Below are 14,135 nucleotides of genomic sequence, written 5' to 3' on the forward strand. Positions count from 1 at the left end.
TTTCCTCCGATTGAGACATTCCCTTCCCGTTTCACCGGCTGGCGAACTGGGTCTCCCTTAAACGTGTGCGCTGGCCTCACTCCCATTTGGCCCGCGCAAGCGCTTATGCGTTGAACCGTGCAGGGCGTTTCTGCAGAAACGCTGACAGTCCTTCGGCAAAATCGGGCGTTTCTCCCGCCTTTTTCTGCCATTCACGCTCGTTTCCAAGCGTGGATTCAAAGTCGCTGTCGGCAGCACGCCATGCCGCGCGACGGATCAGGGCAAGGCTGGACGATGGTCCCTCGGCCAGTCGCTGCGCAATTTCCATCGCCGTCGCTTCGACCGCGTCGTTGTCGACCAGCCGCGTGATCAACCCCCAGTCGAACGCCTGTGGCGCGGGGATCTTTTCAGCCAGCAACATCATTTCCATTGCCCGCACACGGCCCACCGCACGGGTCAGCAACCATGTCGCCCCGCCGTCGGGGATCAGGCCGATGCGCGCGAAAGCTTCGAGGAAATAGGCATCCCGCCCCGCGACGATGATGTCGCACGACAGGGCAATCGACGCGCCCACCCCTGCCGCAGCGCCATTGACCGCCGACACCAGCGGGATCGACAGATCACGGATCGCCAGCATCAGCGGGTTATAGTCCTGCTCCAGCGTCTCGCCGACATCGAAACTGGCGATGTCCTGGGGGATCGCCGCCTTCAGGTTGGCCCCCGTGGAAAATGCGCGCTCAGTTCCGGCCAGCACGATGGCGCGGGCGGTTTTGGCCTCTTCGACCAGCCGTGCGTGCAGCGCGCGCGCCATGGCGGGCGTCAGGCTGTTCATCGTGGCGGGGTCGTTCAGACGCAGTGTTGTGACCGCGCCCTTGCGTTCGACCCGAATCTTGTCGGTCACTTCGGCTCTCCCTTGCGCGGCGCCATCGTCCATTCGGGTTCGTCCCACCAAGGAAAGAATCCGGGCATGTCGGTCGAAACCTTGTCACGAAACACCGGCGCACGTTTTTCCATGAAGCTGGCCACGCCTTCTGCGGCGTCCGCGGACCCACTGCGCGCGGCAATCCCACGGCTGTCGATCTGGTGTGCCGCCATCGGGTGCGCAGCCCCGGCCATGCGCCACATCATCTGGCGGGTCAGGGCGATGGACACGGGCGCGGTGCTGTCCGCAATCTCGCGCGCGATACGGTGCGCTTCGGCCAGCAGGTCCTCGGGGTCATGCACCGAACGGACCAGCCCGCCCGCCATGGCCTCTTCCGCGTCGAACACCCGACCGGAATAACACCACTCCAACGCTTGCGACATGCCCACAAGACGCGGCAGGAACCATGACGACGCCGCTTCGGGCACGATGCCGCGCCGGGCAAAGACAAATCCGAACCGCGCCGAGGTTGATGCGATGCGGATGTCCATCGGCAGTTGCATGGTCATGCCGATCCCGACAGCGGGACCATTCACGGCAGCAATCACCGGCTTGAGACAGTTGAACAGGCGCAGCGCCACAAGCCCGCCCATGTCGCGGTTGGTCGGATCGTTCCACACCGCCGGATCGGTCGAGGTCATGTCGGGCCGTGCCGAAGTGAACGCATCGGGGTCATCCAGATCCACACCGGCACAGAAGCCCCGCCCCTCGCCGGTGACGATGATCGCGCGCACGTCGTCATCCGCATCGGCCACGTCCAGCGCCGCGATCATCTCTTGCATCATCACCAGCGTAAAGGCGTTCAGCCGGTCGGGCCGGTTCAACGTCAGCACCATGACGCCATCGGCGGTGTGCGTGGTCAGTGTCTGGTATGTCATCTTGTTTCCTCCCCCCAAGGTCCGCGCTATGACAAGGCGCGCGGGTTCAGGGCGATCTCGTCCTCGAGGCCCGCAATCTGCGCCCCGCGCCAGAAATCCTCGATGTGCATCCGCGCCCATTTCTCGGCGCGGTCGGCATCACGGTCGCGCAGGGCGGCGATGATGTTGGAATGGGCCTCGATCTGGCGTTTGTAGAATTTGGGCGCAAAGGGCGCGATCTGTTCAAAGCCACGGAACAGCAACAGCGCAATCGGTTCGCGCGCCAGCCCCAGCACGCGGTTGCGGCCCATGTCGGCCAGACGGGTGTGAAAATCCTCGTCCAGGCTGATGGTGCGTTTCATCATGCCCTCGGCGGCGACGGTTTCGGCGTGCAGGCTTTGCAGGCCGTTGATTTCATCCGCCGTGCCATGTTCGGCAGCCAGGCGCGCGGCCAGCGGCTCTGTCATCATGGTGACCTGCCACAGCTCGCGGAACGTCACCTTCATCAGGGCCATCGCACGCCCGGACCGCGTGGTCAGCTGATCCGCCTGCGGCACCGCAACCTCCAGCCGTCGCGGCGACGGGCGATGCACCAGACCGTCGCTTTCCAGCTGGCGCAACCCTTCGCGCAGGGTCGAGCGTGTCACCCCGAACTGTCCGGCAAGCTCGGCCTCGCCGGGCAACTGGTCGCCGGGGTTGAGGTCTCCGCGCAGGATCTGCGCCTCGATCTCGTCGGCGATCTGCTGGTAGGCAAAGTGCACCTGTGCCGGTTTTCCTGCGGCCTTCATGCCGACACCCGGATGGTGTCACGGGATGCAGTTTCCGGTTGAGAATGCTGTTTGATCACGTCGCAGGTCATGAGGCCCTCTTGGTCTGACACTCAGGCACTCTGGATGTGTCTCATGAATTCTGTCAACCGGGGCAAATCTGCGCGGTTTTCACCAATATGTAGATGTTTTGGGGAAAAACATGCTGCATCTAGTGAAATCTCGGGAAATCTATACGGTTTTTACCCTGTTTTCCTGCCGGCGCGCTTGAATTTAGTGTCGGACACAAAGCGCGTGACGCAGCGGCATTTTACCCTTTCGGACCACACTGTATCGGTGGCCTGCGCATTCTGGGGCTCATCTGCTGGTTGTTTGGACGTCAATCCACAGATTCGATGCCTGCCCGAAGACGGGCGCGCGGCAAAGGCAAAACGGCAAGGTCAGCCCGGAGGCACTTCGCCCCAGGCTTGCAGCTTGCGGTCGATGGTCTTGCGCGACACACCCAGACGGCGGGCGGCCTCGGCGCGATTGCCCTGGCACAGGTCCAGCATGTGCAACATGTGCCGTTGCACCACCAAATCCAGATCCTCGATGGCACGCGCCCCCGCAACCGATCCTTTCCCCGCGAATTCATCGGGAAAGAACCCCAGGATCACCGAGCGTTCGATCAGGTTGCGCAGTTCGCGCACGTTTCCGGGCCAGTCGTAGCGGCGCAGCTTCAGCAACGTGTCGTCGTCCAGCCGTAACGCGGGCATGCCCAGGGCGGTGGAAAACTGCTCCATGAACAATGCGGCCAGTTCGACGATGTCCTCCGACCGGTCCTTCAAGGGGGGCATCTCGATCTTCATCACGTTGATGCGGTGATACAGGTCGGCGCGGAACCGCCCCTGCGCCACCGCCTGTTCCAGATCGGCGTTGGTGGCGAACAAGAACCGCAGGTCCAGCGGGATTTCGCGTTCGGCCCCCTGCGGGCGGATGCGCTGGTCCTCAAGCACCCGCAGGAACGCCGCTTGCAGCGGTTCGGGCATCTGCGCCACTTCGTCCAGGAACAGCGTGCCGCCATCGGCCAACAACAGCAGGCCGGGTTTCAGCGTCGCGTCCCCCTCGACCGAGCCGAACAGTTCCGGCACGATCCGGTCCGGCGCGATGGCCGCACAGTTCACCGCCACGAACGCCTTGTCGGCGCGCGGCGACATCTGGTGCAACTGCCGCGCCGCCAGCTCCTTGCCTGTGCCGCTGGCGCCGGTGAACAGAACCGGCGTCGGCAGCGGCGCCAGCCGTTTCAGCAGGTCGCGCACCGCGGTCAGGGCGGGCGACTTGCCCAGCATCCGCGCGGTTGACCCAGCGTCCAGCTCGCGCCGCAGCAACGTGTTGTCGCGGCGCAGGTTCTTGCGGTCCAGCGTGCGCGACACCGCCCCCAGTATCTGGTTGGTGCGGAACGGTTTCAGGATGAAATCACTGACCCCTGCCCGCAGTGCGGCGATGGCGGTTTCCAGATCGGCATAGGCGGTGATCAGGATGGTATCGGCGTAGAACCCCTTGCGACGCTGTTCGGTGACCCATTCCAGGCCCGTCTTGCCCGGCATGATGTTGTCCAGCACGACCACGTCGAAATGGGCCTTGTCCAGCAACTGCGTCGCTTCTGCGGGCGACGCGGCCTGCTCCACCCGCTTCACGCGCGGTTCCAGCATCTTGACCAGGAAATTGCGCATACCCGGCTCGTCGTCGATCACAAGGACCGACGCGCCCGCAAGCGTGCCGCCGTATTCGTCATCTGCCATGGTCTTCCCTCGTGTCAGTCCACGCGGACGTTGTCACTGGAATAGACCTGTTGCGAGGAAAAGCCCATCTCGTGCAGCCCGAAATAGGCCACGACACCGATCACGATGATCCCGGCAAAGCCTGCAAACATCATTTTCATGGCCGGTCTCCTGTTGCCTGTGCCCTGAATGCGGTCATTCTGCAGGCCTCCGAAGTTCGTCTTCCTTGACCTTTTCCAGCCAGATCGAATGGTGTTGCTCGGCCCAGTTCACGTCAACCTCGCCGCTGCCCATCGCGTCATAGGCGCCTTCCATACCCAACGTGCCGATATAGATGTGGCCAAAGATGATCGCCATCATGACAAAGCCGATGATGGCGTGCCACAGTTGCGCATATTGCATCTCTTCCTGCGGGGCCAGATTGACGGGCATGGTGCCAAGGCCCACGGCCTGCGGCACTCCGCTGTCGTTCAACAGTGCGAACGTATGCCCGAACAGCGGCAGGTCGAAGGGAAACAGCAATGACAGGCCCGAGGCCGACACCGATGCGCCCAGCACGATCACCGACCAGAAGATCAGCTTTTGACCGGCGTTGAACTTCTTCGCGGGCGGGTGCTTTTTGCCGATGATGCCACCGCCATAGCGGAACCATGTCAGGTCGGTGCGGTCGGGCAGGTTGTGCCAGACCCACATCACGAACACCATCACCAGCGCGATCATGAACGCCCACGAGACGTTGTTGTGAATGAACTTTGACCCGATCAGCAGCACCGAATTGAATTCGTGCCCAAAGGCAGGGATCAAAACCTTGCGCCCGAACAGCGACAAAAGCCCGGTCAGCCCCAGCAGGATGAACGACCCCGCCAGCATCCAGTGGGCAAAGCGTTCAATCGCCTTGAACCGCGTGACGGTGCGCCCCGACATGCCGTCCTCGACCCGTACGCGCCCGCGCAACAGGAAAAACACGGCCAGAACGGCCAGCGTGCCCAGCAGCAGCCAGCCGCCATAGGTCAGCAACGGGCCACGGCGCACATCCAGCCACCACATGCCACCGTCCTGCACCAGCACTTTGCCGGTGGGGTTCAGGGTCGACACGCGCACGTCCGCCTCGTTATAGCGCAGCGCGCGCCATTGCTCGGCATCCGACGTGCCGCCCAACGGGCCAAGGCCGGGTGCCGTGCCCGCGTCGCCGCCGATGTTGTTGCGGCGGAAACTGTCATCAACCTCAAGACCCTGCTGGCGGCGCAGCACGTCCTGAAGCGTTTGCGCCCCGCCGGTCGAGGCGCGTGGCGTGTCGACGTTTGCCGCGTTTTCCGGCGGGCGCACGTCTTGTGCAGATGCGATGCCGGGCAAAGCCAGCAACGCAATAACGAATAGTGCCATCAGATGGCGCAACATGGGAAATCCCCCGCATGAATAACGGTGAAGCGGCGGCCCGCCACAACGGGGGCCGCCAGACCTGTCATCGGCACGGACGCGTGGCCCGTAAGTGTGCCCGTGCCGCCGGGTTACTGACCCTTCTGGCCGTAGGCTGTGCCCCAACCCCAGGCGCCGGACCCGAAACCACGGGCCACCACACGTTCGCGGTAGATGTCCGACACCATGTCGCCGTCACCGGCCAACAGGGCCTTGGTCGAACACATCTCGGCGCAGATCGGCAGCTTGCCTTCTGCGATCCGGTTGCGCCCGTACTTCTGGAACTCGGCGGCCGAGTTGTTTTCCTCGGGACCACCGGCACAGAAGGTGCACTTGTCCATCTTGCCGCGCGAGCCGAAGTTGCCCGCCTGCGGGTACTGCGGCGCACCAAAGGGGCACGCGTAGAAACAGTAACCACAGCCGATGCACAGATCCTTGGAGTGCAGGACCACACCTTCGTCAGTCTGGTAAAAGCAATCCACGGGACAGACGGCCATACAGGGCGCATCCGAACAGTGCATACAGGCCACCGAGATCGAGCGTTCGCCCGGCTTGCCGTCCTGAATGGTCACCACCCGACGGCGGTTGATGCCCCAGGGCACCTCGTGCTCGTTCTTACAGGCCGTGACACAGGCGTTGCATTCGATGCAGCGTTCGGCATCGCAGAGAAATTTTGATCTAGCCATTCTCTTGTCTCCTTACGCGGGCATGATTTTGCAAAGAGTCGCTTTGGTCTCTTGCATCTGTGTGACGGAATCGTAGCCATAGGTCTGCACGGTGTTGGTGCTTTCCCCCAGAACGATCGGATCGGCACCCACGGGGTATTTGTCCCGCAGGCTGACGCCTTCCATGTGGCCGCCAAAGTGGAACGGCATAAAGGCAACGCCTTCGCCGACCCGTTCGGTGACCATGGCCTGCACCTTGATCCGCCCGCCTTCCGGCCCTTCGACCCACACATCGGTCCCGTCACGCACGCCCAGATTGTTGGCATCGCGCGTGTTGATCTCGATGAACATGGTCTGCTGAAGCTCGGCCAGCCACGGGTTCGACCGCGTTTCGTCCCCGCCGCCCTCGTATTCGACCAGACGGCCTGAGGTCAGGATAATCGGAAACTCCTTGGAAAAGTCGTTCTTCTGGATCGACGCATACAGCGTCGGCACCCGCCAGAACGATTTGTCCTCGTAGGTCGGATAGTCTTCGACCAGATCGCGACGGTTTGTGTACAGCGGCTCGCGGTGCACGGGCACAGGGTCGGGGAAGGTCCAGACCACGCAACGTGCCTTGGCGTTGCCAAAAGGCGCACAGCCGTGGGCAATTGCCACACGCTGGATGCCGCCCGACAGGTCGGTCTTCCAGTTGATACCGCCCACAGCCTCGACATAATCCGACGGCATGTCGCCCTGTTGCGAGGTTTCGCCCACCTCTTCGGTGCCTTCGTCGGCCTTTTCGGGCGCTTCATAGCCTGCGACCATTTCAATCGAACGACGCTCTTCCGCCGTCAGATCACCGTCCCAGCCCAGGTCGATCAGCATCTGCATGGTGAATTCAGGGTATCCATCCTGAATTTCCGACCCGACAGAATAGACGCCCTCGGCCAGCAGGTTTTCACCGTCCCGTTCCACGCCGAACCGGGCGCGGAAGGTCAAACCGCCTTCGGCCACCGGCATCGACATGTCATAAAGGTTCGCCGTGCCGGGGTGCTTCATCTCGGGCGTGCCCCAGCAGGGCCACGGCATCCCGTAGAAATCCCCATCCGCAGGACCGCCATTGGCCCGCAGCGTGGTCTTGTCGAAGGTGTGCTGGTTTTCCATGTGCATCTTCATCCGCTCGGGGCTTTGACCCGTATAGCCGATGGTCCACATGCCGCGGTTGAACTCGCGGGTCAGATCCTCGACCAGCGGCTCCTCGCCGTTCACCTCGATGTTGCGGAACATGCGATCCGCAAAGCCGAACTTGACGGCGAACTTGTACAGGATCGTGTGATCGGGCAGCGATTCAAACAGCGGCTCGACAACCTTTTCCCGCCATTGCAGCGACCGGTTCGACGCGGTGACCGAGCCAGAGGTTTCGAACTGCGTCGACGCGGGCAACAGATAGGTGTTGTCGGTGCGGTCGTGCAGCACGGCGGAAACGGTCGGGTACGGGTCCACCACGACCAGCAGGTCCAGCTTTTCCATCGCCGTCTTCATTTCCTTCTGACGGGTCTGCGAGTTGGGCGCGTGACCCCACAGCACCATCGCCTTGGTGTTGTCGGGCTGTTCCAGGTTTTCGCGTGCCTCAAGAACACCGTCGATCCAGCGCGAAACGGGAATGCCCGTCAGCCCCATCATCTCCTTGTCCTTGCCATCGGCCCCCTTGATGGTGCCAAAGCGGCCCTTGAGCCAATCCAGGTCTTCCTCCCAGACACGCGCCCAGTGGGCCCACGATCCGGCAGACAGGCCATAATAACCCGGCAGCGTGTCGGCCAGAACGCCCAGATCGGTCGCCCCCTGCACGTTGTCGTGGCCGCGGAAAATGTTGGTGCCACCACCGGCCACACCCATGTTCCCCAGCGCAAGCTGAAGGATGCAATAGGCGCGGGTGTTGTTGTTGCCGTTGGTGTGCTGCGTGCCACCCATGCACCAGATCACGGTGCCGGGGCGGTTGTTGGCCAGCGTGCGGGCCACGCGTTTCAACTGTGCTTCGGGCACACCTGTCACACGCTCGACCTCGTCCGGCGTCCAGTTGGCCACCTCTTTGCGGATCTCGTCCATGCCCCAGACACGGGTGCGGATGAACTCCTGATCCTCCCAGCCGTTGTCAAAGATATGGTACAGAATGCCCCACACCAGCGCCACGTCCGACCCGGGCCGGAAGCGCACGAATTCGTCCGCATGGGCCGCCGTGCGCGTAAAGCGCGGGTCGCAGACGATCAGCGGCGCGTTGTTCTGTTCCTTGGCTTTCAGCAGGTGCTGAAGCGAAACAGGGTGCGCCTCGGCGGGGTTGCCGCCGATGATGAAGATCGCCTTGGAATTGTGGATGTCGTTATAGCTGTTGGTCATGGCGCCATAGCCCCATGTGTTCGCAACACCTGCAACGGTCGTCGAGTGGCAGATACGCGCCTGGTGATCGACGTTGTTGGTGCCCCAATAGGCCGCGAACTTGCGGAACAGGTACGCCTGTTCGTTCGAATGCTTGGCCGAGCCCAGCCAATAGACGCTGTCGGGACCGGATGTGTCACGGATCGACGTCATCTTGTCGCCGATCTCGTTGATCGCTTGTTCCCAACTGATGCGCTGCCATTCGCCGCCGACTTTCTTCATCGGATACTTCAGGCGGCGTTCGCCGTGGGCGTGTTCACGCACCGATGCCCCCTTGGCGCAGTGGGCGCCCAGGTTGAAGGGGCTGTCCCAGCCGGGTTCCTGCCCGACCCAGACACCGCCCGACACTTCGGCGATGACCGTGCAGCCCACCGAACAGTGGGTGCAAATGGATTTCTTGATTTCGATGGCGCCTGTCGCCGCAGCCGTTGCGGCATTGGCTTGTTGGACGGTGCCGCCTGTCGCAGCAATGGCAGCAATGGCAGCAAGGCCGCCAATGGCCAGCCCTGAACCGCGCAGAAACGCACGGCGGTCAATCTTGGACCGGGCCACGTCAGACAGGATACTTGTCCGCTGGGGGCGTCGCGCAACCCCGTTGGTCTTTTTCCTCAACATATCTTCACTCCCTGAACGCGGGTCTTGGCCCGCATCTGGTGGCTAATGGATGGCAATCTGCAGTCGGGCGTCACGCAACCAGTCGCTTATTGCCGGTGTTGCAGGTCCGGGATCGGGCCGTGCGGTGTCTTGGGGCCGGGCCGGGGGCCTAGAACCGCGCGCTGGCGTAATAGGCGCGGGTGTGTGCGGTGTCCTGCATCTTGTCCGATGACAGGTCTGCCTCGACGGGGGCGGCCTGCGCCTCGGTCGTGCCGGTGGCCACGGCCACCGCAGCCAGCGGTGCGGCGGTGCCCGCAAATTTCAGGAACGCACGTCTGTCCTTGCGGACCTCGGGTGCGTCGGATTGCTTGGTCATCTTTGCCTCCTCTTGGTGTCTTGAAGTGTCAGCGGGCAACCTGCCCGCGGGTTTGGTATCAGGTGCCGCTCAGCCGGAAGGCCTCGGATTCGACCTCCATGAAGGCGCGGCCGATCTTGCCCACGGGCGCGTAGAAGACCGACGTTTTGGCCCCCTCCAGATCGGAAAAGAAATGTCCCGCCCAAGGGGCGATGTGTTTGCTGAAAAACGTCTTTTGCTGGTCCAGCGTGGCCGGCGTGCCAAAGCGGCCCGCAATCATCGCGCCCATCATCTCCATCAGCGATGCGATGTTGTCCTCGGGCTCGAACACCGTATCGGCCCGCGCCAGCCCCCGCGCCGCCATGTCCTGACGCAACAGCGCCAGCGGCTTTTCGTTCAGGAAACCGGTCAGGTAATAGCTGGCATAGGGCAACAGCTCGCCCCGCCCCAGCCCGATGAACAGGCGGTTGAACTCTGCCTCGACCGTCGCGGGCTTGGTCAGGCGCGCCAGTTTGGCCAGCGTGGCAATCCCCTGCCCCAGCTCGGTGTCGTCGCCGTTCAGCCCCGCACACTGGTCCAGCAACATGCGATCCGGCGGGGCCGACAGGATCAGGCCCATAAAGTTGTAAAGGTCCGCGCGCAGGCGGTCTTCTTCGGGGATCTGGGTGCCGGTCATCTGGTTCATGCGCCTGTGCTTTCTGCGTCGGGTGCCGCTGCGAAATGAAAGCGCATCCGGCGGTGTGTCGGGGCGGACGCCATCACGTCCGCGTCGTCCTCGGTCTCTTCGTGGACATAGGCCGGGGCGGTTTCGATCTGCGTCACCTGCGGTTCGGGCACGTCCACATCCGTGGTTTGGGCCAAGATCACCTCGTCCTGCGGCGCTTCTTCCTCAAGCATATCGGCAATCGGCTGCACCATGCCCTTGCCGACCTGATACAGCGTGTTCACCGTCTGCCCCGCAGTCGACGCCAACGTGTAATCGTCGTCGTAATCGTTCAGCCCGTCCAGACAGGCCAGAACCGGATTGCTGCGCCAGAACCCGCGCAGCGCCCGTGTTTTCAGCCGTTGCGGCAATTGTGCCTTGAGGAATGCGCGCAACTGCGCCCCATCCACCAGGTTGTCCGGCGACGGCAGGCCCAGTTCTTCCAACAGCTCCGCATCGTCGCGCGCCTCCAGCTCGGCTTGCTCTTGCGCCTGCACCGCGGCGGCAACAGCTTGCGCCTCGCCTTCGGCCTCGGCGGCCACGGCAGCGCGGCGGCGATCCCAGAACCCGCTCATATCATCCGCCTGCGTTTCAACGCGGGCGAGGCGTAGACATCCGCGCTGGTCTGTACGCGCGGATCGCCGATGCCATCCTGTTGTTGATCTGTGCGCTGCTTGTCGCGGCGACGTTTCACGAACACCTCGTCCTGGTGGAACTGCTCGACAAAGTCGCGCACCCACGCCTCCAGCCCCTGCGGCATGGCGACCTTCTCGACCACCTCTTCGGCGCTGTCGCAATAATCCTGCGCCTCGTAGGGCGACGCGGTCACCAGAAGAACATCGAACGGGCGATCCGTGGCCCCCGCAATCGGGCGCATCACCACGTAGACGCACGGCACCTCGGCGCCCAGCCCGTGCACATAGGCCTCGGTCTCGGCCCCGTGCAACTCTAGCGGCAAGGTGGCGGCGTGATATTCTGTGACTTCTCCCTCGCGGCGCAGCTCGCGCCAGTGCGCGTCCGATGCACCGGGCAGGACGGCGGTGGCCTTCCAGCTCCACCTGGCCCAACGGGTCACACCGGGGGTCCGCCGCAGCACGACGCCCACGGGCAAGGTCCGGTACATATTCGGGTTGTAAATCAAGATGCTCCTCCGGTCTCTATCCTCTCGCGGCCTTGGTCCGGTGCAAAGCCTTAACGCCCAGCTAGCCCAAAAAATCCTGTCCTCCAGACAAGTTGGCCCGTCCGCGAGGGGCAAACCGGCGCTGTCGGACGAATTGTCTAACCCGACTGTTTTCATAGGAAAAAGCCGCCGCGCCTGAAAACGAATCACGTGATACGAATGCTGCCGTGCGGCATCGCTGGCTGACGGGCCTTGCTCCCGCGTCGGCGCAGAATTGCGGTTGTGGGCGGCCCGGAAACCCGTCTAGCTTGGAGCCTGATCGCCGTCCGCGAACCGCCCGAAAAGGCGTGTCCAGCAAGGGAAAAATCATGGCAAAGACGTTGATAACATGTGATTGTGAAGGCTCGCAAAGCATCGATTCCGCAGCACTTGCCAACACCCTTGGCCATGCGGTCGCGCCCCCCTGTTCGGCCCTGTGCACCCGCCAGATCGACCGTGCCGCCGCCGCATTGACCGCAGGTGATGCAATTTTCTGCTGCACCCAGGAATCGCGGGTCTTCACCGAACTGGCCGAGGAACTGGGGGTGGCCCCGCCCCCCCTGCTGGACCTGCGCGACCGGGCCGGTTGGTCCGATGACCCCGCGTCGAAACTGCCCAAAATGTCCGCGCTGGCATCCGAGGCGCTGCTGAACGCCCCGCTTGAAAAGTCGCTGGATGTGACATCCGAAGGGCTGTGCCTGATCCTGGGCACGGGCGAGGCCGCGGTGCAGGCCGCGCATCAGTTGAAAGACCACCTTGCCGTCACCCTGCTGACCGACCCGTCGCAGCCCCTGCCCGACACCCGCGCGTTTGACGTGATCGGCGGCACCCTGCGCAAGGCAAAGGGCGCGCTGGGGCACTTCGAGGTGACCATCGACGCCCTGCGTCAGGTCGTGCCCGGCGGCCGTGGCGAGCTGACCTACACCGCCCCGCAAGACGGCGCGATCAGCCACTGCGACGTGATCCTGGATATGCGTGGGCAGCAGCAGCCGCTGTTCCCCGCCCACGAGAAACGCGAGGGCTACCTGCGCGCCGATCCGGCCCACCCGCCTGCCGTCGCCGCCGCCGTGCTGGCCGCGTCGCATCTGGTCGGCACGTTTGAACAACCCTTGTACGTGCGCACCGAACCGCTGCTGTGCGCCCACAGCCGCGCGGGGCAAACCGCCTGCACCAACTGTCTGGACCTGTGCCCGACGGGGGCGATCACCCCCGACGGCGACCACGTGAGCGTTGATCCGATGATCTGCGCAGGCTGCGGGGCGTGCTCTGCCGCCTGCCCGTCCGGTGCCATCAGCTATGACGCGCCGGCCGTCGATTTCACCATGCTGCGGGTGCAGACGCTGGCGCGCGCCTATCTGGATGCGGGCGGCACCGCCCCCCGCCTGCTGGTCCACGACGACACCCACGGCGCGGAAATGATCCGCCTGTCGGCCCGCCACGGGCGCGGCTTGCCGGCCGATGTGATCCCTATGGCCCTGCCCGCGCTGGCGGCATTCGGCCATGCCGAAGCGCTGGCCGCGCTGGCCGCCGGTTTCGCGGGCGTCAGCCTGCTGCTGGGGCCGAAATCGGACCGCGACGCGATCGAAACCCAGATCGCTCTGGCCCGTGCCATCGGTGGCGACGCCCGCGTGCAGCTGATCGACACGCCCGACCCCGATGCCATGTCCGACACGTTGTATGACGGCACGGCCCCCACCCCCGACGGCACGGCCCCCGCCCCCGCCCCCGTGGCCAGCCCCGTGCGCCCCATGGGCACCCGCCGCCAGATCACCCGTCAGGCCGCCCGCGCCTTGCACCCCGAGGCCGAGGTGCTGCCATTGCCCGCCGGTGCGCCTTACGGGGCTGTTGTGGTCGACAGTGACGCCTGCACCCTGTGCCTGTCCTGCGTGTCGCTGTGCCCCTCGGGCGCATTGGGCGACAACCCCGACCTGCCGCAACTGCGCTTTCAGGAAGACGCCTGTCTGCAATGCGGCCTGTGCGCCAACATCTGCCCCGAGGATGCGATCACCCTTGCCCCCCAACTGAACCTGACCGGCGCCGCACTGGAACAGCGCGTGCTGCACGAGGAAGAGCCGTTCCCTTGCGTCGAATGCGGCACGCTCTTTGGCGTCAAATCCACCATCGACCGGATCACCGACAAACTGCGCAACCATTCCATGTTCGCGGATGAGAGCAAGTTGCGCATGATCCAGATGTGTGATGATTGCCGCATCAACGCGCAGTATCACAGCGCCAACAACCCGCTGGCCGGGGCCGAACGCCCCCGCCCCCGCACCACCGACGATTACCTTAGCAAGCGGCGCGATCACTGATCCGCCCGAACACAGGGAGCCACCCCAATGAGCGATGACTTCAACATGTCGATGCGCAAGTTTCTCAAACAGGTCGGCGTGACCTCGCAGCAGGCCATCGAAAAGGCCATGCGCGAGGGTGCAACCGCCGGTCAGGCCGTGCCGGTGCGCGCCGTCATCACCATCCCCGAACTGGGCATGACCCACGAGGTCACCGGCACCATCACCGCGCCAGACGCAGAACAGGACTAA

Annotated in this window: 14 protein-coding genes; 2 read left to right on the forward strand and 12 right to left on the reverse strand. The window is 63.9% G+C overall.

Annotated features, from left to right (window positions below):
• Positions 1–103 precede the first annotated feature (103 nt).
• The 12 genes from BUC08_RS17865 to BUC08_RS17915 all read right to left on the reverse strand — a co-directional run bounded on the left by BUC08_RS17865 (position 104) and on the right by BUC08_RS17915 (position 11,544).
• Positions 104–880 (reverse strand): enoyl-CoA hydratase-related protein, encoded by a 777-nt coding sequence (locus BUC08_RS17865; protein WP_037927125.1) that lies wholly within the window; start codon positions 878–880, stop codon positions 104–106.
• Complete coding sequence (locus BUC08_RS17870) at positions 877–1,779, reverse strand: crotonase/enoyl-CoA hydratase family protein (protein ID WP_037927121.1); 903 nt, start codon at positions 1,777–1,779, stop codon at positions 877–879. The genes BUC08_RS17865 and BUC08_RS17870 overlap by 4 nt, the downstream gene beginning before the upstream one ends.
• A 26-nt stretch (positions 1,780–1,805) precedes the next feature.
• A complete protein-coding gene (locus BUC08_RS17875; protein ID WP_037927118.1) occupies positions 1,806–2,546 on the reverse strand; it encodes a FadR/GntR family transcriptional regulator in 741 nt (246 codons plus the stop codon).
• A gap of 419 nt (positions 2,547–2,965) precedes the next feature.
• Positions 2,966–4,306: a sigma-54-dependent transcriptional regulator gene (locus BUC08_RS17880; protein ID WP_037927115.1), complete on the reverse strand. Its 1,341-nt coding sequence runs from the start codon at positions 4,304–4,306 to the stop codon at positions 2,966–2,968.
• Between the two features lie 14 nt (positions 4,307–4,320).
• Positions 4,321–4,446 (reverse strand): hypothetical protein, encoded by a 126-nt coding sequence (locus BUC08_RS25140; protein ID WP_263480987.1) that lies wholly within the window; start codon positions 4,444–4,446, stop codon positions 4,321–4,323.
• Between the two features lie 34 nt (positions 4,447–4,480).
• Positions 4,481–5,683 carry a formate dehydrogenase subunit gamma gene (locus BUC08_RS17885; protein WP_037927111.1) on the reverse strand — a complete coding sequence of 401 codons (1,203 nt, stop codon included), beginning with the start codon at positions 5,681–5,683 and terminating at the stop codon, positions 4,481–4,483.
• A gap of 110 nt (positions 5,684–5,793) precedes the next feature.
• Positions 5,794–6,387, reverse strand: coding sequence for a formate dehydrogenase FDH3 subunit beta (gene fdh3B, locus BUC08_RS17890; protein WP_028956830.1), 594 nt, complete (start codon positions 6,385–6,387; stop codon positions 5,794–5,796).
• A 12-nt stretch (positions 6,388–6,399) separates the two neighbouring features.
• Positions 6,400–9,396: a formate dehydrogenase subunit alpha gene (locus tag BUC08_RS17895; RefSeq protein ID WP_037927108.1), complete on the reverse strand. Its 2,997-nt coding sequence runs from the start codon at positions 9,394–9,396 to the stop codon at positions 6,400–6,402.
• 148 nt (positions 9,397–9,544) lie between these two features.
• Positions 9,545–9,751: a hypothetical protein gene (locus BUC08_RS17900; protein WP_028956832.1), complete on the reverse strand. Its 207-nt coding sequence runs from the start codon at positions 9,749–9,751 to the stop codon at positions 9,545–9,547.
• 58 nt (positions 9,752–9,809) lie between these two features.
• Positions 9,810–10,415 carry a TorD/DmsD family molecular chaperone gene (locus tag BUC08_RS17905; RefSeq protein WP_037927106.1) on the reverse strand — a complete coding sequence of 202 codons (606 nt, stop codon included), beginning with the start codon at positions 10,413–10,415 and terminating at the stop codon, positions 9,810–9,812.
• Positions 10,412–11,008 carry a DUF3306 domain-containing protein gene (locus tag BUC08_RS17910; RefSeq protein ID WP_037927104.1) on the reverse strand — a complete coding sequence of 199 codons (597 nt, stop codon included), beginning with the start codon at positions 11,006–11,008 and terminating at the stop codon, positions 10,412–10,414. Before BUC08_RS17910 ends, BUC08_RS17905 begins: the two co-directional genes overlap by 4 nt.
• The gene (locus BUC08_RS17915; protein ID WP_037927623.1) at positions 11,005–11,544 is read right to left on the reverse strand and encodes a DUF3305 domain-containing protein; all 540 of its coding nucleotides are present in this window, start codon (positions 11,542–11,544) and stop codon (positions 11,005–11,007) included. Before BUC08_RS17915 ends, BUC08_RS17910 begins: the two co-directional genes overlap by 4 nt.
• 377 nt (positions 11,545–11,921) lie before the next feature.
• Between BUC08_RS17915 and BUC08_RS17920 the strand changes: the two genes are divergently transcribed.
• Positions 11,922–13,904: a 4Fe-4S binding protein gene (locus tag BUC08_RS17920; RefSeq protein WP_073194334.1), complete on the forward strand. Its 1,983-nt coding sequence runs from the start codon at positions 11,922–11,924 to the stop codon at positions 13,902–13,904.
• Positions 13,905–13,931: 27 nt separating this feature from the next.
• Complete coding sequence (locus tag BUC08_RS17925; protein ID WP_037927617.1) at positions 13,932–14,135, forward strand: DUF6494 family protein; 204 nt, start codon at positions 13,932–13,934, stop codon at positions 14,133–14,135.

Origin of the sequence: Pseudosulfitobacter pseudonitzschiae, from assembly GCF_900129395.1 — a bacterium.
Taxonomy (GTDB): Bacteria; Pseudomonadota; Alphaproteobacteria; order Rhodobacterales; family Rhodobacteraceae; genus Pseudosulfitobacter; species Pseudosulfitobacter pseudonitzschiae.